General features: G+C 36.1%; 11 protein-coding genes. All 11 read right to left on the bottom strand.

Features of this window, described 5'->3' with window-relative positions; all coding sequences use genetic code 11:
* Window positions 1-3: 3 nt before the first annotated feature.
* Window positions 4-3150, bottom strand: a complete 3147-nt coding sequence (locus IRZ80_RS13485) for a glycoside hydrolase family 2 TIM barrel-domain containing protein (protein ID WP_194642094.1) — start codon at window positions 3148-3150, stop codon at window positions 4-6.
* 140 nt (window positions 3151-3290) lie between these two features.
* Window positions 3291-4169 carry an inositol oxygenase family protein gene (locus tag IRZ80_RS13480; RefSeq protein ID WP_194642093.1) on the bottom strand — a complete coding sequence of 293 codons (879 nt, stop codon included), beginning with the start codon at window positions 4167-4169 and terminating at the stop codon, window positions 3291-3293.
* Window positions 4170-4291: 122 nt separating this feature from the next.
* On the bottom strand, window positions 4292-8323 hold the full coding sequence (locus IRZ80_RS13475) for a two-component regulator propeller domain-containing protein (protein ID WP_194642092.1): 4032 nt from the start codon (window positions 8321-8323) through the stop codon (window positions 4292-4294).
* A 53-nt stretch (window positions 8324-8376) separates the two neighbouring features.
* Window positions 8377-10206, bottom strand: coding sequence for a metallophosphoesterase family protein (locus IRZ80_RS13470; RefSeq protein WP_194642091.1), 1830 nt, complete (start codon window positions 10204-10206; stop codon window positions 8377-8379).
* A gap of 185 nt (window positions 10207-10391) precedes the next feature.
* Complete coding sequence (locus tag IRZ80_RS13465; RefSeq protein ID WP_194642090.1) at window positions 10392-11474, bottom strand: phosphatidylinositol-specific phospholipase C1-like protein; 1083 nt, start codon at window positions 11472-11474, stop codon at window positions 10392-10394.
* An 86-nt stretch (window positions 11475-11560) separates the two neighbouring features.
* On the bottom strand, window positions 11561-12418 hold the full coding sequence (locus IRZ80_RS13460; RefSeq protein ID WP_194642089.1) for a DUF4861 family protein: 858 nt from the start codon (window positions 12416-12418) through the stop codon (window positions 11561-11563).
* Between the two features lie 85 nt (window positions 12419-12503).
* Window positions 12504-14300, bottom strand: coding sequence for a hypothetical protein (locus IRZ80_RS13455; protein WP_194642088.1), 1797 nt, complete (start codon window positions 14298-14300; stop codon window positions 12504-12506).
* Window positions 14301-14380: 80 nt separating this feature from the next.
* Window positions 14381-14947 carry a hypothetical protein gene (locus IRZ80_RS13450; RefSeq protein WP_194642087.1) on the bottom strand — a complete coding sequence of 189 codons (567 nt, stop codon included), beginning with the start codon at window positions 14945-14947 and terminating at the stop codon, window positions 14381-14383.
* Between the two features lie 13 nt (window positions 14948-14960).
* Window positions 14961-17240 (bottom strand): GH92 family glycosyl hydrolase, encoded by a 2280-nt coding sequence (locus IRZ80_RS13445; RefSeq protein WP_228520908.1) that lies wholly within the window; start codon window positions 17238-17240, stop codon window positions 14961-14963.
* A gap of 268 nt (window positions 17241-17508) precedes the next feature.
* Window positions 17509-19833, bottom strand: coding sequence for a GH92 family glycosyl hydrolase (locus IRZ80_RS13440; protein WP_194642086.1), 2325 nt, complete (start codon window positions 19831-19833; stop codon window positions 17509-17511).
* A 225-nt stretch (window positions 19834-20058) separates the two neighbouring features.
* Complete coding sequence (locus IRZ80_RS13435) at window positions 20059-21666, bottom strand: RagB/SusD family nutrient uptake outer membrane protein (RefSeq protein WP_194642085.1); 1608 nt, start codon at window positions 21664-21666, stop codon at window positions 20059-20061.
* Window positions 21667-21685 lie beyond the last annotated feature (19 nt).

Below are 21685 nucleotides of genomic sequence, written 5' to 3'. Positions count from 1 at the left end.
TTTCTATTCGATTGGTTTTATAACAAATCCGTAGCTGTATTCACTTCCTTTTAATAAATACTGTTCATGCGGCAATGCTCCCCAGCTGGTGTCTCCGCCTAGTCCCCTCTGAGTTAAATCCACACATACCACCACTTCTTTTCTAGGTGTAATGTCGCTTATGTGCTGATTTTTCTTTGTCAATCCCGGATCAAAATCACTTGGATAATTATTCAAAGTACTCATACATATAGGCTGCAGTCCTTTAATTTCAAAACCTTTTCCTTTATTATCCGAAAGTGTAAACCAGCGGACATCAGTTTTATAGCCATTTTCCTGAGGCCGTGTATAAGGAACATACTGGTCTGCTACCTTACTTTGATAAATCCCTTTAATCGAAGATTCGTATCTGTCGGGATAATTTTCCCACGGCCCTCTTCCATAGTAATCAAGGTTTTCAAAATCATTTTTTAGAGAAAAAATCATCCCGAAACGCGGCATTTCCGGTATTGGATTAGTACCTTTTTTGAAAGAAGGCTGTATCTCCAAAGCTCCATCACTGCTTAGTGAATATTTGATTGTATAATCGGAAGCAACATCGTTGAGCTTTAATTTTGTAATAACATAATTTTTCCCATTTTCTTCCGTCAGCTGAATGGATTCTAAAGTGGTATTGTTTCCAGCTGTTCTCCAAACATTTGCCCTGATTGGCATTTTGTTTCCAAAATCATTGTCTGTTGGTGCTCTCCAAAAATTAGGTTCCGGATATTGTTTAAAATATTCTTCCCCTTTTAAACTGTAATGCGTAATTAACCCCGTCGTTTTACTGATTTTAACTATAACATTATTGGCACTCAAAACATATTCGCTTTTCTCATCACTTGCTTTTGAAGAGGATTTATTCTGATCGGTTTTTGCAAAATAGCTGCCACTTTCTAAAACAAACTGCTCTCTTGCTATTTCAAAATTCTGAGGCATTAATACAGAACCTGTTTTAGTGTAAGCAAAAACATTCAGTAAATACTCAACTCCCGGTTTCGCTGCTAATTTTGGCAGATCAATCTTAAAATCCTTTTTGGATTTCGGATTCAGATCAACATCAATTGTACCTTCTTTTATACTTTTTCCGTTTTCTAAAATCTGATATCTGAAATTATAATTATTCAAATTGGTAAATCCAAAATCATTTGTAATCTGAATAATTCCATTTTTAATATCTGTACCCTTAAACAAAATATCCTGATATACTTTTTTGACTTCAAATGCTCCCGGATGCGGAACTCTGTCTGGCCAAACCAATCCGTTATGGCAAAAATTTTCGTCATTAGTATAGTTTTGGCTGCCCAAATCGCCACCGTAAGCCCAATATTTGCGGCCGGCTTCGTCTTTCGCCTCAAATCCCTGATCTACCCAGTCCCAGATAAATCCGCCCTGCATATTTTTGCTTCCGCGGATAATATCCCAGTATTCCTGAAAGTTTCCGTTACTGTTCCCCATCGCATGCGAATACTCACACATGATGAAAGGACGTTTCACTTCTTTGCGCTCCGCATACTCTTTCATGTACTCAATTTTTGGATACATTGGGCAGACAACATCTGTATTTTCGTTTTCTTTGGCCTGCTCAAATTGAACCAATCTGGTCTTATCTCGGTTTTTTATCCATTTATAAGCATCATGAAATACAGGCCCGTTAGCACTTTCATTTCCTAATGACCAAAATAATACCGCAGGCTGATTTTTATCCCTTTCGACCAAACTGTAAATTCTGTCCATGTGAGCCGCATGCCATTCCGGAAGATGACCCGGATTAGTTTTTGGATTCATCCAAATAAGGGGCTGTCCCTCTACTCCCATTCCGTGGCTTTCGATATTGGCTTCGTCAACCAGATACAATCCGTATTTATTGCAGAGTTTCATCCATGCCACATTGTTGGGATAATGACTGAGACGCACCGCATTGATATTGAATTGTTTCATCAGTCTGATATCCTTCATCATCGTGGCTTCATCCTGATAATGACCGGTTACAGGATTAGTTTCGTGAATATTTACGCCTTTAAACATAATACGGACTCCGTTTACCAATAATTGTCCGTCTTTCAATTCTATTTTTCTGAAACCAATTTCAGTAGAAACCGATTCTATTATGTTTTCTTTTTCATCTTTTAAAGTAAGGAGCAGCGTGTATAAATTTGGTGCTTCTGAGCTCCATAATTTTGGAGCAGCTACATTTTCTGAAAAATTAATTGTCTGGGTTTTATTCGCCTCAAAATTAACTTTCAGCTCTTTGACAAAAATATTCTGACCGGAAGCATCTACTAATTTGGCTTCTAATTTTTGATTGTTTATTGAAGCTGATGATAGATTTTTCAAGCTAACATCAACATTCAAACTACCATTTTTATAATTAGAATCTAAATCAGGTTTTGCAAAAAAATCAGCAATGCGAATATCATTGGTACTGTACAAATAAACGTTTCTGTCAATTCCTGAAAGTCTCCAAAAATCCTGATCTTCCAGATAAGAGCCATCGCTCCATCTGTAAACCTCAACTGCCACATCATTTTTTCCAGCTTTCACATATTTGGAAATATCAAATTCTGCAGGACTTTTGGTATTTTCGGTATAACCCACTTTTTGTCCATTAACCCAAATATACATAGCCGAAGTTCCTGCTTCAAAATGAAGAAATATGTGTCTGTTTTTCCAATTCTCAGGCAGAATAAAATCTCTTTTATAAGACCCTACAGGATTATCCGAATGGTTAATAAAAGGAGGATTCCTTTCAAAAGGATACGTGATATTGGTATAAATTGGAATGCCATATCCTTTGAGCTCCCAATTGGAAGGCACTTCTATTTCTTTCCATTCCAGCGTGCTGAAATCGGTTTTATAAAAATCCTTTGGACGCTGATCCGGAGTTGGAGCCCATGAAAATTTCCATTTGCCATTGAGCGGAAAATACCATGGCGAACTAGTATAATTATCCTTCAGCGCAGATGCTTCATCCGCATACGGAAGAAATGATGCACGTGCAGGCTCTCTGTTAATCTGAAAGACCTCTGGGTTTTCCCAGTCATTTCTGCTGTTTTTTTCCTGTCCAAAAACAGCTGTCCCATAAATCGCAGACAGGCAAAATAATACTATTCCAGTTCTGATTTTCTTCATTTACTATTTATCTACTAATTAACACGAGATTATTCCATCTCAGATTTACAGGTATTTAACCTGCATCAGTAAGACTCCTGCAGGATTTAGAAAACCCTGCAGAAAGAAATACATTCTCTAAACAAAAAGTGATTTGTACTTTAAAAATTAAGTTTTTCTGGTAAATACTTAGCTACTAATTCTTTGTAATAAGGAAGCAAAGCTTTTACATCCGGCTTAACAGGGGCTTTTGTATATAAATCGTAGGGATTGAATTTTTTGACCCATTCGAACATTTCTACATCTTTTTCATTCATTAAATGGGCATAGGCATTTTCTCTGTGCTGTGAGTAAAAAGAATGATATCTAATCATGTATAATGCCGGATCCGGAAGGTAATCTTTCATGATCTGGTACAGATATTCATCATGTCCCCAGCTCATTTTTACTTTGTCAAGACCGCAGTTTTCGGTATAAATTCCAAACTTTGTATTGAATCTCTCATCGGTATAATCTGGATTTTCCTTGAAAAATTCAGGGTAAACAATCTTATCAGAATAAGCACAGCCCACAGGAAAAGTATCTCCAACTACAGCCCATTGAGGCTCTCCAAACAAACATAATACTTTTCCCAGGTCATGCAAAAATCCTGTAAGAACAAACCAGTCTTCGTGACCGTCAGCCCTAATCGCCTCCGAAGTCTGCAAAAGGTGCTGGGTTTGGTCTAAATCGATATCCGGGTCGCTGTCATCAACAAGGGTATTCAGGAATTCAACTGCTTCCCAAATAGACAAACTCTTTTTATTAAACTGTAAAAACTCTTCTTCTTTACTGCATACAAAATCATAGGTTTGATATGTATGGTTCATTCTGTAAAACTCCTTAACGGTTTCTACTCTTTCTGAATCGACATAATTTCTAAACTCTTCTTTTTCTTTTTCTTTTATATTTTCGGCCGGATCGGGATAACGTATTAATAAATCGTCTTCCCATTCGTCCAAATTCTTTAACGGCTTATCTGTATCTATTATCTTTTTCATCGTGTTTAAATTAAAATTTACAAGACAAAAATATAATATCACTTAGAAAACGAAATGGATTAATTCATCAAAAACATGGATATATTCTAATTACTACAGCTGATTTTCAAAGTTTTAAGAAATCAGCCGTTAATTAGTTTGCTTGGAGGAAATCCAAACTGTTTTTTAAAACACCGGCTAAAATACAAAGGATCATTGAAGCCGACTAACTCTGTTACTTCAGAAACATTATATCTTTTTGTTTTGAGAAGCTGTGCTGCTTTTTTCAGACGAATCGTTCTGATAAACTCATTTGGTGCCAAATCTGTAAGTTCTTTTATTTTTCGGTACAGCTTTGAAGAGCTTACTCCAAGTTTATCACACAGAAATTCTGTAGACAAATCGATTTCGTCCAGATTGTCATTTATCAGAGCAGTAATTTTAGTCATAAATTCTTCATCGATAGGAGAATGTGTCAATAAACCCACCTTGCTTTCTACTTCGCCGGAGAATTTTTCCTTTAATTCTAATCTTGACTTAATAATATTCTCGATAACTGTTTTAAGCAGTGAAGGCTCAAATGGTTTCACAAGATAACCATCTGCGCCAATGCCATATCCTTTTACCTTATCTTCATTTTCAGAAAGTGCTGTTAGTAAAACCACTGGAATGTGACTGATAAACTCATCTTTTTTTAATTCTTCGCAAAAATCAAGTCCGTTCATAACCGGCATCATGACATCTGCAACACACAGAATTGGTTTTACCTGTCTGCAGATTTTCAGTCCTTCCATTCCATTTTCTGCATCATAAACTTTGTAATAATCAGACAGATAATCAACCAAATATTTCCTTAGTTCCGTGTTATCTTCAACCACTAATATTTTTTGTTTCATCTCCGTATTCTGCAGAATTTTCTTCACGGTCTTTTCGGGAAGAGACATACTCTGATTGTCATTTTTCAGAATATATTCGAATACTTCTTTGTCATTATAAAAACTGCGGTCAATTGGAATTTCAACTGTAAATACACTGCCGCTTCCCGGCGTACTATCTACTTTAATAGTTCCTTTATGAAGTGTTACCAATGACCTTACCAATGACAGACCAATTCCTGAACCCGTATTATCAGTTTTACTGCTGCTAACCTGATAAAAACGTTTGAAAATTTTCTCCTGGCTCTTTAACGGAATTCCTATTCCATTGTCACTTACTTCAATAATTAATTTGTTTTCTTCTTTTAATCGGATAAACAAATCAACGTTTCCATATTTATTGGTAAATTTCAATGCATTAGACAAAAGATTGTATAAAATTTTATCATACTTATCATTATCCACCCAGCCTGTTATATGGTCATTTTCTGTGTTAAAAGTCAAGACAATATTTTTATTGAAAGCCATTTCTTTGAAAGAATCAAAGATATTTTTAGAATAGGTAACAATATCTGTCTCCGAAGCTTTAAGTTTTAATTCCCCTGCCTGTGCTCTTCTAAAATCCAGTACCTGATTGACCAGATTTAACATTCTGCTGGCATTCTGATGAATCAGATTATACCTGCTCTTTTGATATTCGCTTGCATTCCCTTCCTCCATCAATTGTTTGGCGGGGCCCAAAATCAGTGTCAAAGGCGTTCTTAACTCATGAGAGATATTGGTAAAAAAACGAAGCTTTTCATTGTTCAGTTTAATATCCTGCTCCCTGTTTATTTTTTCAGTAAGTAATTCCTGTTTTAATCTGATACGGTTTCTGATTTCTTTTCTAACGAAATAAAAACCGACAGATAACAGCACTAAAAATAACAGCAAAGCTATTGGTGTCAGCCAGAAAGGAGGATGTATTACTATTTTATAAGAAGCAGCCTTGCTCCAATGTCCGTCACTGTTGCTGGACATTATTTTAAACACATAACTGCCCGGATAAAGGTTGGTATACTGCACGGTTCTTGAGTTGCTGTTTGCAGTAATCCAGTTTTTATCAAAGCCTTCCAGCATATACTGAAACTTATTCAATTTTTCGTTTGCAAATGACGGAGCCGAAAACTGGAGCGAAAAATTGCGGTTTCTATAATCCAGTTCAATCTCCCTGCCGTAATTTAAATCATTAACCAATGGAATCTGTCCGTTAATTTCCATTCCCGGAAGTACTTCTTCATTCTGAATTTTGAATTCGGTAACTATAGGGCTGGGCGACCAGTTATTTTTTTTCATCGTATGAGGAGAAAAATAAATAATACCGTTTTTGCCTCCTAAATAGATTTTCGAATCATTAAAATTGAAAAAACCGCTTGAACTAAATACATCTAATCTATTACCGCTATTGACATGATAAATATTAATATCTTTCAAATTGTATTTTACCCATGCAATACTGTTATTATTGATATTTAACCATAAATCCCCTTTGGAATCCAGCAGTATATCTGTAATCCACTTTCCATTTAGTTCCTTGAGATGAGTAACTGCTTTGAATTTGTTTTTTGAAGGCTCATAAATACACAGACCATAGCGGGTAGAAGCCCATACCTTTCCTTTTTTATCTATTAAAACATCGCTGACATTATCGTCGTATGGTATTCCGTTTTCTCTTTTAGAAAGCGACTTATAGGTATCTATTTTGCTTGATACAGTGTTGTACCTCACTACACCGGTTTCTGTGGCAAACCAAATATTGTTCTGATTGTCTTTTTCTATGGCATTGATTTGAAAACCTGGCAGTAATTTACCTTTCGAGACTTGAACTTCCAAGGTATTAGTGTTTATAACAACTGCTCCTTCGCCAAAAGAACCGACCATCATTGCTTGCGGTCCTATTTTACAAAAGGCAAATAATGCTGCCGATTCGAAACCTAAACTAATTTCTTTTGAAGAATTGGTAAGATAATTATAAACCAGCAGATTGCCATTCCAAAGACCGCAGTAAAAAATCTTCCCATCTTCCGAATAAATGCTGGCAATATCCTTATCACTATTATACAATGGCTTGAAAACATTGCCATTCGAGATAAAAAGTCCATTATGGCTGGTTGTAACAATCACCTTATTATCATAGGTCTTGGCAAATCCTCTTATGCGAGGAGCCTGATTGCCTATGTAATGTGATATATCTTTGTTGATTGTAAACTGATTTTCGTAAGGATCGTATTTATCCAGTCCGTCTTCGGTTCCTATCCAAAGTACTCCTGAAGCATCAAAATATAATGCCGAAACCAAATTATCAACTATAGATGTTTCTTCTGACAATATAGAATAATACCATTTATAATAGCCTTTCTGAATATCTTCCAATTGATTGCAAACGAGTAATCCTCCTAAAGTTCCCACCCAGTATTTACCATCGGGAGCTTGGGCAACAGACAAAAAATACGGGCCTAAACTTCCTCTAATCTCTTTGTTTTCAATATACAGGTTTACAAATTGATTAGTATTTTTATCCAATTTATAAAGCCCTTGGCGTGTTCCAACAAAAATATCCGACTTGGCATCCTGATAAATAAAATTGACGTATGGATTCTTCTCATTCGAATGAGGAACAGTAAGCGTATAATCATTAATTTTTACGATTGCACCTTTGGTGTCCATTGTTATTTTGGCCACAGATCCTTTTTCATAACTGCCTATCCAGATATTCCCGCTTCTGTCTTCAAAAATTTCTTTTACATATTCAAAACCCTTTATCGGAATCTTTTCAAATCTATTTTCCTTCAAAAAAAACAGATAAACACCCTTGGTTTTAGTACCTACCCAAACTCTTTTAAATTTATCTACATATACAGAACGAATTTCTTCTTCGGGCAGACTATTTGAATCTTCTTTTTTGGAGAAAAAAGTGGTAAAAACCTGCGTGTCCAATTTGAAAAGAGTCAAGCCTTTTCTAGTACCTATCCATAAATTGTTTGATTCTTCATCGAGTTCCAATGCCGTGATATCATCATTGTATAGTTTATTTGCACTAGCGGAAGAACTCATGTAATTTTTAAATTGATAACCATCGAAACGATTCAATCCAGAGAAAGTACCCAGCCATAAAAAACCTTTTTTATCCTGAACTATATGCCTAACGGAATTATGAGACAAACCATTGTTGTCGTTATAATGCGTAAACTTTATATTCTGAGAATAAGAATAATAAAAAGTAAATAGACAAAGGAATACTATAAACAGATTTTTCTTCATAACATTGAATTATCAATACAATATACTGATTTTTAACCAGTAATCATTATTTTTTAAGGATTTATTTTTTCTATCTGATTGGTTTTCAGATTAATTTTAAAATGATCGGACGGTTTTCCATTCATGGTTTTCAGCATTATTTCTGCCCATAAAACCAGCTTCGCATTATCTGTTTTTTCTAACTGCCCGCATACTAATTGATACTGTTTTAATCTTTTGACACCAATTCCGGGAATGGCCAATTCATCTGCGTTTTTTAACCTGTAAAAATCAAAAATCATATCAAAACCAGTCCATGATTCAAAATCTTTAACAGTTAAATTATTAGAAGCTAATTGTTTTTCAAAAGCAGCGGCATTATTATTAATCTGCAATAAATCTTTCCCGGAAAGTTTCAAGACAGATGCTAAAAAATCTGTCGGAAAATCTTCAGGCAAAAACCGAAGACGCACTAATTCTTTCAGGTGCCATTTTGTGAAATCTTCATAATCCTTGGCTTTCAGAATGTCTTTATTCCAAATCGCAGGTTTTTTTATATTTTGCAGATGAGCATATTCTTCTTCATAAAAAGGGAATAAACTATTAAATTTTGGAACAGAACCCACAACAACCGTTTCCACTTCTACTGCTGCAGCCGAATGTATAGTGAGTATCTTATAAGCCGGCATATAAGCTGCCAGAGACGGTGTCTGGATATTAAATAAAGTATTGCCTTTGGCAGTTGTCCGCACTCCTGTATCATTAATGTGCATATGGCCGCCAAAATGAATCTGAATACCTGCATCCGCAAATGCCTGTGCGACTTCTTCACTTGGAACTCTTGCCAGCTGCATTTTATCGGAACCAAAAAGAAGTTTCATTTCTGCTGAAGCATCATCGTTGAAATCAACCATCGGATAATGACTGAAAGCAATAAGAACTTTTCCTTTCCGTTTTGCTTCTGCCGAAACTTTCTTTACCCATTGTATTAAATGTTTTTTATAAATAAGCACATTGTTATAGCCTATGCTTGCTCCCGAAAAATCATGTGGATCATTCGGCAGACCTGATAATTTTTCGTTTGGGACATACGCATTAGCATCTATTGCCAAAAGCCAAATTCCTTTTACCGGCTCCACCAGATAACTCGCATCCGGAAGGAATAAATTAGTATTTTTTACTGGATAAATTCGTTTTTCTAAAATAGATTCTTTTAAAGCTTTATCAAAATTATAGTCATCATACCCATAACTTGAGAAAGGAGTTTCCCAGTACAGAAATTCTTTTTTTGGATAAAAACCAAAAGCAGCCATTTCACTCAGAGTCTCTTTGTAACCGCCATTTTTTATATCGGATGTGATGATGGGTTCCAATTGATTTTCTTTCGGCTTCAAAATACTTTTAGAACTACTGATGATTTGTTCCTTACCGTCTTTACCCAAAAAATCAGTTTTAGCAGCCTCTTGTGCAAAAGGCTTAGGAGCATCATGATTTCCTGTAGTTACAAAAAATGACATGCCGTATTTTTTAGAATATTCGTCCAATATTTTTCTTAATCCTCTAATATGCACAGGCTGTCCGTCATCGCTGAAATCACCTGGAAGTACCACCAGCTTAATTCCTCTTTTGGAAATATCATTCAGAGCATGCAAAAAGGCAAAATAGTTTTCATTAAAAATTCGGGTAGAATGCAGCTGGGAGTCCATCGTCCTGATATTCGCATACTCGCCCGTAACCGGATTTTTAATTCCCTGGTAATTATTATCTTCAAATTTTGCAAAAATATCCTGCAGATGAACATCAGCTATAAAAGCAATCTTTACAGCTGCTTTTCTTTCCTGCTGCTGTGATTTACAGGCATAGAAAGAAAACAGCAGTAATAACAAACTTGATATTCTTAACATATAATTTTAGTTTTACTGGAAATATTATCAATATTAATTTTTCTTCCACCATTAAGACATGAAGGCTCATTATGAAGCGGACAATACCTTAATTTTCTTAATCCCTTAACGGTTCAAAGATTTTAAAATTCTTTTTATTATTTTGATTTGACACAAATACCATAAGAATCATAATTTTAATTACATTATTTTATTCGTTCAAAAGTATTGTTCTCAAAGGAAATTCTAAAATCCGATTTAAATAATTTACTTGGCAGATAATAATCGGTTGAAATAACTTGTGCTCCTGATGCTTTGGCTTTTTCAAACGAAGTATAATCATTAGTTCTAGCCTGCCTGGTATCCGAATCGGCTCTGGTACGAACCATATAGCCTTTGGCAACTAATTCCTTAATATAGTCAAAATCCTTGATTGGGTCATTTATAATCCGGAACGCTGCTTCGGGATTCCCCTCTTTGCTATTAACGAATAAAACTCTGTTCTTTAATGACGGATGGTTGTCTAAATACCGATTTATTTTTTCTTCTTTTTCGTCTAATACAAAAAGGAAACGCCCTTTTACATCCTTCAATTCAGGCCAGCCCTTTTTTAAAACTGCTCCTTCCAAAGTTTTATATTTTCCTCTAACTAAATCTGGTGTAATAAGCTGTTTATTAGAAAAAACACTTTTTATTTCTATATCAATGCTGTCCAAAGCTTTTGCGGTAAAAGGTAACGGCTTACGCAATTTTTCAATAACATCATCTTTTGTGTTCATCAAAATAAAAATCGGGGTGTGATTCGGGTGTTTATCAGACCATCTTTTCAGCGCCAATAAGCCTTCCTTAAACAATAGATAATGACTTCTAAAATCAATATCCTGAATATGAAACATTTTCAGCCCAGATCTTTTAAGTTTTTGCTCTTTATCAAAAGCCATAGGTTCCTTTCCCAGACTTTTTACTATTTCCAATCCTTTTGGATTCGAGTAATAGCCGCCGTTGGGGTCATATAAAACATCCAGTTCTAAATTTCGCAAACCTAAATCGAGCTGCTCTTCCAAAGGAATATGGCTGTACTGCAGCGATTTTGCCCGTGAAGAATCCAGTTTAAACAAATAATTAAACAAAGGTTCTTCAATAGCGATTTTATAAGAGTTATGACTGCCGATAACCTGAATGTAATTAAGGCGGACACCATCATTTGAAAAACCGCAGATGAAGATGCCTAAAATTAAAGGACTTATCGATAAAGCCGTAAAAAACGGTTTTAGTTTAATTTTTAACATGTTATTCTTTTATTATTTTACAATTCAAACAAGAACACACTAAACTAAAACCGTTTTTCATTGGTTTAAATTAAAGGATAATCAGTCTATTTTATATAGGCTTCTAATTTATCCAAAGTGTTTAGTTCCTGCTCTCTTTCGCTTGAAGATATAATTTTTGTTTCTAAAGATACCGTTGGTTTAGAGATCAGCAGATACTGAGCTCCGTCATCTGTGTTTTTTACGTAATCTTTAGGATTGTACTTTATAGCCGCTCCAATTCCTATAACCTCAGCAGCTACATCTTCCGGGTGTTTTCCCCATACAGCGATATAATCAGCTCCTTTTTTGATTTGAAAATCTTTGAAATAATTTACTCCGGTAGCAAACTGTACTTTTTCTCCAGTTAAGCTGACAGCTTCCACTTTGGCTTCTCTTTTTCCGGAAAATACAGTAACACGAATCAGAATATCTACTTTTTTTCCTTTGTAAGGCACACCTCTGGAAATCATTTCCATCCATGAAGTATTTTCTGTTTTACCTACTCTAGCCAAACGGTTAGTAACCGGATTCAGCGGTACTATCTTTTCTCCGTCCCAAAGTTTTACGCCTCCCAAACCTACAGTATTAGCAACTTTATAATAATCTGCTCCCCATCCTTCTTTTTGCTGTTCCGGGGTTGGGTACCATTGAGCTTTTTTCAGCTCTAATCCTGCTTTTGCTTTATTATAAACATCGATAGCCACTTTATCGCTGAAATAAATTCTCAATGCCATCCATTCGTTTTCAATAGCTGGTCCATGATGCCCGATTGTCTTGTATAAATCCCCTGATTCTGAACCGATATCTGTCAGATAGGTTATTTTTTCTGATTTTTCGGCCTTCATATACAAACTGGTGTCCGTATTATTTTGTCCAAAACAAATACAGCAGAACAGTAAAGCGGCAATAAATGATAATTTCATAATTTCAATTATTTTATGGATTAGTTTTAATTTTCGTAAAATTAAAACAACCTTTCAAAAATGCATGAAGAATTCCTTTATATTATCAAGAAATTGTCATTTTGTGATGAAAAGGCGTAAATCCTGTAATATAAACATACTCTCCGCTGGTTCGCAAACTGCCCTGATGATAGGTATACTCTTCGCTGTCCAGATTTTCTACGTTTAAATGTTCGCATTTTCCCGGTCCAAATTGAATAGCATCTGTTCCCGCGGAAAGCGATCCCATTTCGGATTTTAGGAAATAATTATTTTTTTCATCCATTTCTGCTCCTGCAATACTGCTGCCCTCTTTAAAACACATTTCTATCGTCACTTCGACATTTGGAGGACCGTCAACTTTAAAATCTAAGTCCAATGTTCCATTGTTCTCGATAATTTCAATCACGGTAACCTGTTTTTTTACATTGCTTTTTGTTCGTGAATCAAAATCCATTTTATTCCAAAACCGGTCATCGGGTGATTCAGATAATTTGTAATCACCATCTGCTTTCAGGAATTCTTTGGCAAGAGGCTGGTAATAGTCTCCTTCTTTGGTTTCTTTCAGTATATATTTATTCCCTTCTTTTACAATTCCGTCACTGCTAAAATATCCCAATCTAAAAAACGAAGAAGACAGACGCATGTATTTCAATATCGCATCTCCTTTTCTGTACATTAAAAAATTAGGATTTGAGGATCTTCCCGAAACAACCATAATCGGTTTATCATTACCTCCAAATAGTGTCACAGAAGTTTTTCCGCGTCTGATTCTTGCCAGATTTGAAACTGCAAAAAACTTTTCAAAATCATTTGCGGTCTTTCCTTCAACCGAAATTGGTTTCCGAAGCTCTTCATTTTCCATAAAAAACACGAGCGAATCCGACAGGACTTCAGCAGTAAAAGCAGGAAGATTTTCGATAAGATTCACCATTTGGGCAAACACTGGGTTATTGGTATGAACTGCCATATAACGGTATTGCTGGTAAAACTTAATAACCGTCAGATTCATGAACTGATCCTGTCTTTTGGAATTTACCGTAACCAAATCTCCGTTGGTTTCTGTATGATAATAGCAGGCCGTCAGGTTTTTGCTGACAATTTCTAATAACTCCGGTTTATGCAGTAACCTTGCCATCGTGATTAAAGCCTTGTCGATAACCGCTGAGTACACTCCGCTTCTTTCTGAATAATCACCGTCTTCGTTGATATCGATTCCTTCTGCAAGCCATTCATTAATTCTTTGAATATATCTCGAATCCGGATACAGGGAATTGATATTTGCCAAAGCAGCACAAATAACCCATCTGTGATTGGGAGTATGAACACCTCCCGTAATCATGGCTTCACCTGCATTCAGAATAAACTTTTTCAATTTAGCTCTCAATGCCTCAAAATCTTTTTGCTTTTCCAGATTTAAAACTGTTGCCGCTGGACACATATATTCCAAAATAAAGGATGTATCGGGCGGGGACTGCATGTTTCCTCCTGCGTCTAATGTGCCATCTGGATATTGCTTTTTCAGTAAAACATCAATTGACTGATCCATTTTGTCTGCTACAAGTCTGGACTTATAATATTCCGAAGCAGAATTGGATATCGAGGCTGCCATAACAGAAATAGATCCAGCTATAGAACGAAAACTATTTGTTCGTATCGCGGAATCAATCGGAGCTTTATCCAATAGGCTCTTTACTTTGGCATCATTATTCAAGATGAGCTTTTTCATTAACAGAGTATCTTCTTTTGCACCACTACTGTTCGAAAAAAAATCATTTGCAAAAGCGATATCACTTACTAAAGCACCCGCCAATGAAAGACTTCCAAGTCTAAGAAATTCTCCGCGGCTCATCTGATGTTTCATACACTTCGATTTTGGTTAGTTAATACTCAGGTAATTTGAAGCAAAAACCATTGGTCAATTGGTTCTTTTTGACAGCTGTATTAGTTGTCCTCAATTTTTACAAGCAAAAAATTTATACCCAAAGGGTTTTCGGTCATTTTACAGATTAAAGGAAAATCCGGATTTTTTATAATCCATATTTCGGTCTTATCAATTTGTGCTGTGACATGAAAAGCATCAACTGATTTTCCATCTAGAACAACACTGTTTTTATCCGTTTTTTCATCCAGCACATAAGTAGTATTATTATAAACAAACTTCTTATTTTTAACTAAATCCTGATAAGCTGACTGCGAAATCATAAAAGAGGTTTCACTTGGTTTCAGTACCAAAACAGGAGCGTATTCTCCTTGATTATAACTTAAAGCATTGCCGTTTTTTAATCCTTTCTGACTAATTACGATACTGCTTTTTACGCCTCTGGTTTCCAGATTGAGTACCAGTGTGTCCTTATCCATTTTGGTAACAAGCGTTAAAGACCTCGTTTGCCCGTGCAGTTTACAGACATAATTTAATTTGGTATTATTTTTAATCGCTGGAATGTAGTTTTGCGACATTCCCATTTGATATATTCCACAAAAAATGATGGCTAATAATATATTTTTCATCTGCTTCCTATTTTTATTTTGTTGGCGGTAAAATTGTTGTTCCCCAAGCCGAAGGTTTTGAATCCATTTCAAAAATCAGTTCGCCTCCTTTAACAATATCATCGTGCATAATCCATGCTTTGCTGTATGGTTTCCCGTTTAAGAAAGCTGCTTTTATGTATTTATTTTTATCATTTAAATTCTTCGCTGTAATCTTAAACTGGTTACCGTTTTCTAACTTCACCGTTGTTTCTTTAATGAATGGCGTGTTCAATAAATAATACGGCTGGCCTGCATTAGGATACAGTCCCATCATGTGAAATGAAAGCCAGGAAGACATTGCACCCGAATCATCATTACCCGGTAAACCTTCATGCGAAGTATTGAAATTATTTGTAATAATTTCATGAATTCTGTCACTGCTTAAATAAGGTTTTCCTATCCAGTGGTACAAAGTAGGAGTCAAGAAAGAAGGTTCATTGGCAACGTTATACAATTTTGCATCAAAGAAAGTATCCAATCTTTTTTGGAAAGCTGAATTACCGCCCGACTTACGCACAAGTTCAGGAACATCATGAGGAATACTGAATGAATATTCCCAAGAAGTTGCTTCATAGAAAAATACGCACCAGTGGCATACATACCAAGGAGATTCTATAATAACCGGAGTATATTTGAAAGTAGGTTTTTGAATTTTTGATTCTCCAAAAACAATATCATCCAGCCAGTTTCCTGATGCATCTTTTGGCATAATAAAACCTTTAGCTCCATTATTTTCATAATCAGAACGCCATAAATTCTGCCAGCTGTCTGCCTGTTTCATGTATTGATTATACAGGTCGGTATAGCCCAGTCCTTTTGCCACGGTAGCAATATTGTAATCATTGTATGAAAAATCAATTGTCATGTTTCCGGCACGGGGAACATTGTAAGGTACATACCCCAAGCGCAGATATTCAGTCAGTCCGCCTCTTCCTTCTTTTTCTTCATTGCCACCAGGAGGAACAGTCGCATCTTTCAGCATTGCTTTTAATGCCAATTCGTAATCGATTCCTTTTAGATTTTTAACAAATGCATCAGCAACTACAACCTCAGCATTCGAACCGCCCTGCGTACGGCCGTTGTCGTTACCGCTTCTGCCTTCAGGCATATAACCGTCTCTTTTGTAAATGTTCAGCATTGCGTTTACAATTTCGGCTTCACGCTTAGGATCTATCAAAGTAATAAGCGGACTTGAACTTCTGAAAGTGTCCCAAATACAATAAAAATCATCGTAATAAGGTTCATCATTTGTCCATAAAGGATTTTCTCCCGTTCTGTCTACGGGTGCGAGCATAGTGTGGTACAAACCGGTGTAAAACATTTTTTTGTGCTCTATAGAAGTATCCGGCGAAAGCGTAATGCGGTTTAATAACTGTTCCCATTTATTTTCTAAACCAGTTAAAACAGTGCTGAAATCCCAATGCGGAATTTCGATATCCATATTATTTTTTGCTTTTAATTCACTTAAAAAAGAAATTCCGATCTTAACATTTAATTCCTGCTTCCCTTCTTTTCCAAAAGAAAGCAACGCTGCCGTTTTTTTTCCTGAATCAAATTGAGAAGACTGATCTGCATAAAATTTTCCGTCTTTCCAAGTCACATATTTTGCAATTGGCTGATCAAAAGCGGCCCAGAAATAAACGGTATATGCACGCCCATTATTCCAGCCTCCGCGGATTCGGCTATAGCCTCTGACTTCATAATCCGAAACAACTTCTATTTGAGAACCAACAAACTGCTGTGCTTCTCTTCCGTCTGGTTCAGGCGATTCTCCCAAGAAAAAACCCGGATCGATTTTTAATTCTTTGGAAGCATTTCTTGGATACGTAATTCGGTAAAAAGATGCTTTTTCAGCTGTTGTTATCTCCGTTTTTATCTGATTTTCTTTGAAAACTGTTTCATAATAGCCCAATTTCACATTTTCTTCGGCTCTATGCGATGTTTGATCTAACTTATCCAAAGCTCCGGAAAAAGGCATGATCTGGATATTGCCATATTTTGGACCGCCGCCGGTTCCGCTGACATGAATCTGGCTGAAACCCGTTACTTCTTTTGGCAATGCAAGCCAGCCGCTGTTTGAATTTACCGTACAGTCCGGACTTGGTTTTACCATCCCGTAAGGATATGAAGGGCCAACAAAAACCCTGCCCACTCCTTCTGACCCAATCATAGGATCTACATAATTGTGAAGCTGGTTTTGGGCATTACTATTTTGAATAAAAAATAGTGATATCCCTAACATTAAAACTTTGGTACACATTTTTACTTGCATATTTTTTTCTTTGCAGTTTTTTTAATCTATTAACTCCTTATCCTTTTTTAGAAACATATAGAAACATAGAATTATAGCATTTGAAAAGAATTTGATTAGTATCTTATTTCACATAATGAATATGTAAAAAGCTGTGGTATTTCTATTCATTCTTTAAATCGTTAGCTATAAATCTATGTATCAAAATGTAATTTCATTTTTATCTAACAAAAATTACATACTATGAGTAAAATTTAGTGACAATCTTCTAATTAACTCAGTACAACATTTACTGTTTTGGCTTATCCGACATCTCTAAAATTAATTTTCCGCCGCTTGTAATATCACTATGAGTAATACTAAACTTTTCTACAGCTGTATTGCTGCGAGTTATTTTGTTTATATAAATATTCTCTGGATTATTGTTTTTGGCTTCAATAACAAAATTTCTGCCAGAATAATATTTTGGTTTCAATTGAATTGTCACTTTGTTAAAGATTGGGCTTCCTATCTGGTATTCAGGATTTGCATCTGTCCCTCCGTTCATCTGAAATAAACCTATTTTTAGAAGCACATTCAGACTTCCCATCAAACCTTGATCTTCGTCCCCATTGTAACCAGTGCTTGGCGATAAACCACTGAAAGTTTCCTTTACTACATTTCTAGTCCAATACTGCGTTAAATCAGGTCTTCCAAGGAGATTAAAAACAAACGATGTCTGTATCGACGGCTGATTTCCAAAATTGATTGGAATTTGGCTAAACTCTGGATGCAGTTCGGCATCATGCGAAGTTCCGGAGGTAAACTTTAATTTTTGGGCAGCTTCAAATTGAGTGTTTAATTTTTCAGCCGCTTTTTCTTTTCCGCCCATCAAATCTGCTAGACCACTTATATCGTGAGGTACAAACCAAGTTGACTGTGCACCATTCGATTCTATAAATCCGGTTTCATATTTATACGGATCATAATTTGCGAGCCATTCGCCATTCACATTTTTTGGGCGCATCCATCCAGCTGTTTTATCAAAAACATTTTGGTAGTTTTTGGATCTGTCCATAAAATATTTATAATCCTCATCGTGATTTAATTTCTTAGCCAATTGTGCCAAAGTCCAATCCTGATAAGCATATTCTAATGTCTGGCTGGCACCGTCCTGATGACTGCCGAAATTACCGTCCGGCAGAGGGTAAGGTACAAAACCTTTTTCCATATAATATTTCAATCCGCCGCCAATGCTTGTATTATGCTCATATCCTGCTTTTCCCATAATCCCATTTAACATGTGATTTTTTTTCAATGCCTGATAAATAGATTCCAAATCATCTTTTACCAGTCCTTTTTGAATAGCACTAACTATAAAAGGCGTTGCCGAAGCTCCCGTCATAACATAAGTATCATTTCCTCCGGAAGGACCACGGGGAATCATGCCGCCGTCTTTGTAATACTGCATTAATGAATGAACAAATTCGTCCATTATTTCAGGATAAACAAGTCCCCAAAGGGTATTTATTGTCCATTGGGCACCCCAGAACGCATCAGAATTGTACTGATTGAATTTTGGTTTTCCATCAGCATCGAGAGGCAATTGCCCGATTCTGAATTTTTCTCCTGTATTATCTGGATATGCTCCATTGGCATCACTGATCATTTTTCGTCCCTGCAGCGCGTGCCAAAGATCTGTGTAAAATCTTCGCTGATCAGTTTCTGTTCCGCCTTCAATTTTTATTCTGCCCAACAGATTATTCCATTCGGTTTTTGATTCTGTAACTGCTTTATCAAAATCCCAATGAGGCAATTCTTCTTGAATATTAATAGCCGCGTTTTCAAGCGAAGTATAAGAAATCCCCGCTTTCATTAATACCACTTTATCTGATTTACCAAAATTCACCAAATAATTACCTGTAGCTCCATCTTTCTCTACCGAAGCAATCGGTGTTTTGAACATGATTTTAAAAAATACCGTTACTGGTTTTGGTCTTCTAAAATTGGTGCTCATTATTAATGATCCTGAAAGCTCATAATCATTGTTCTTTTCTAATGTTCCGTCTGTATTGTCACATGGTCCTAAAACTGTATTTAGGTTAAAAAGAATTGCTTTCTGAGCATTTTCGGGAAATGTATATTTGTGAAAACCTACTCTTTTGGTGCTTGTCAATTCCGAAGTTATCTGATATCTGTCAAGTACCAAAGAATGATATCCGGGCGTTATTTTTTCGGTATCATGGCTGAATTTTGAATAAAAATCTTTGAAAATATTTTTTTTACTTTCGCCAATGATAGTTACCGGCATTACCGAAAGTCCGGAAAGCTGCCATTCATGAATATGACTGAAGCCTTTTATGGTGTCACTTGTGTATTTGTAGCCGCCTCCCCAATCGCCTTTAATTTCCGTATCGGGACTTAAATTCACCATACCGAACGGACGGCTTGCAGAAGAAAAGAAAAACCACCGCGAGTTCTCAGTATCGAGCAAAGGATACACCTTATCCACCAGCTGATCTTTTAACTGATCCTTTGGAAGAGAAGCTGTTTTTTCCGTTTTACATGATACTAACAAAACGAGAGCTAAACTTATTACTATGTTACCGATTTTTAAAATTTTCTTTAGTCTCATATATTCTATGTGTATTGACTGGGCATATATTGTTTATGCTTCATGGCTCTAACTTACCAATTACAATTCTAAAAGATGCTATATTTTGGAAACTTCTCATTCAAAAGCTAAAACATTTTTTAGAACAAAGTCTAAACCAAACTTTTAATAAAAAAAGGAGAAGAAATATAATCTTCTTCTCCTTTTTATGAAATAAAATCTATCAGCAATCTGATTTTAAATTAATTAATATCCTGGATTCTGGTCTAAAGAAGGATTTAAAGCCTTAGCATAAGTTGGAATCGGGAAAATACGGCGATAAGTGTCCGCATTTGTTTTGAATCCCCATTTACCTTCATACTTACCAAAACGGATCATATCGTTTCTATGCCATGCTTCCCAAGCGAATTCACGGCATCTTTCTTTGTAAAGATCTTCTAAAGCTACACTTGTCCATGCTGCAGAAGTAGAACGATTAGTACGTACATTATTCACCAATGTAAGAGCTGTTTGTCCTAATGTTGGATTACCTCCGCGAAGAATTGCTTCTGCTTTCATCAACAGAACATCTGAATAGCGTAAAAACGGCACGTCATTATTTTGGTTACGGCTGGTTGATGTATTGTCAGGATAAAATTTAATATTTCTATAACCCATGTTCCAGGCAATTTCATCATTTCCGCAGTCAAACAAAGCAGGATTCTGACGAAGAACAATGTTTGGAGTTAAATCAACCTGATAAGTATATGCAGCACCGCCATCTGCTCCTGTATAAAACTGATCATATCCTTTCTTAGTAGTAGTAACTTTCACTGGAGTCACACCATCATTCAAGAATTGTAAGCCAGTCAGCCATTGTTTGTTACGAATATCATTTACATCATCAAAATTGGCATAAAATTCAGGCAGAGTACTTCTAGGTGCACTTGGCGTAAAAGGAAGACCAAACTTAGCTCTTTCAGAACGAGGGACATCATAACGCGCATGATACATTTGTCCATTGAAACCAACTGTTGTAGCTGAAGGATCAAAAGGTACAGCAAAAATAAATTCTTTCATTGCAGGACCATTATTAGGATAAAACATCTGAAGATAAGTGCTTCTAGGCTCAACGGCATACAATCCAGAATTAATTACCGCATCACAAGCAGCAATACAATCATTGTAACGCTGTGTTCCTGTATAAACCTCAGCATTCAAGTATAATTTGGCAAGCATAGCATTGGCTGTCTGTTTATTTGGTCTGCCGTATGTTGTAATACCAGATGCAGGATTTAAATTAGGAACTGCTTTTTTCAATTCTTTTTCTATGAAATTGAAAACTTCAGTTCGGCTGGATCTTGCTTTAGAGCTAAATTCCCCATATACCGTGTCCAGCGGTACACCGCCATAAGAATCCATCAGCATAAAATAAGAAATAGCACGCATTGTTTTTAATTCGGCAATCATTGTTGATTTTTCTGAACCGGCCGGCATTGTTTTATCTAAAATTGAAATGGTCTGATTGCTCGTTCCGATAACAGCTTCTGCCCAGCCCCAAGGACCAACTCCATTGTCTGCAGTCCAATCATGGTAATGCTGGCAGGCATAACCTCTATTATCAAACCAGTTCCCGCCACGTGCAGGCATAATGGCTTCATCGGTAGTTATAGACTGTGACCACCACCAGGAAAATGCAAAATCTCCGCGAAAGGCAGTATATACTGCACCAGAAGCTTGAATATATTGTGCTGAATTCTGAGGGAATACATCTGGTGTAAGCTGCGTCGTAATTGGCACATCAAGATTTTCGCAAGAACTTAATAAGCCAACCATAAGTATTGGAAGTCCTAAATATTTTAATATATTTTTCATAGTTTTTACAATTTAGTTT

It is taken from the genome of Flavobacterium sp. HJJ (assembly GCF_015351475.1).
Classification (GTDB): Bacteria; Bacteroidota; Bacteroidia; order Flavobacteriales; family Flavobacteriaceae; genus Flavobacterium; species Flavobacterium marginilacus.
Note: the sequence above shows the minus strand (reverse complement) of the source record. Positions and strands in the feature narration are given on the sequence as shown.

Excerpts from the sequence above, each read along its gene's own strand:
- IRZ80_RS13485 (WP_194642094.1), bottom strand. The coding sequence starts at position 3,150 with ATGAAGAAAATCAGAACTGGAATAGTATTATTTTGCCTGTCTGCGATT.
- IRZ80_RS13480 (WP_194642093.1), bottom strand. The coding sequence starts at position 4,169 with ATGAAAAAGATAATAGATACAGATAAGCCGTTAAAGAATTTGGACGAA.
- IRZ80_RS13475 (WP_194642092.1), bottom strand. The coding sequence starts at position 8,323 with ATGAAGAAAAATCTGTTTATAGTATTCCTTTGTCTATTTACTTTTTAT.
- IRZ80_RS13470 (WP_194642091.1), bottom strand. The coding sequence starts at position 10,206 with ATGTTAAGAATATCAAGTTTGTTATTACTGCTGTTTTCTTTCTATGCC.
- IRZ80_RS13465 (WP_194642090.1), bottom strand. The coding sequence starts at position 11,474 with ATGTTAAAAATTAAACTAAAACCGTTTTTTACGGCTTTATCGATAAGT.
- IRZ80_RS13460 (WP_194642089.1), bottom strand. The coding sequence starts at position 12,418 with ATGAAATTATCATTTATTGCCGCTTTACTGTTCTGCTGTATTTGTTTT.
- IRZ80_RS13455 (WP_194642088.1), bottom strand. The coding sequence starts at position 14,300 with ATGAAACATCAGATGAGCCGCGGAGAATTTCTTAGACTTGGAAGTCTT.
- IRZ80_RS13450 (WP_194642087.1), bottom strand. The coding sequence starts at position 14,947 with ATGAAAAATATATTATTAGCCATCATTTTTTGTGGAATATATCAAATG.
- IRZ80_RS13445 (WP_228520908.1), bottom strand. The coding sequence starts at position 17,240 with ATGCAAGTAAAAATGTGTACCAAAGTTTTAATGTTAGGGATATCACTA.
- IRZ80_RS13440 (WP_194642086.1), bottom strand. The coding sequence starts at position 19,833 with ATGAGACTAAAGAAAATTTTAAAAATCGGTAACATAGTAATAAGTTTA.
- IRZ80_RS13435 (WP_194642085.1), bottom strand. The coding sequence starts at position 21,666 with ATGAAAAATATATTAAAATATTTAGGACTTCCAATACTTATGGTTGGC.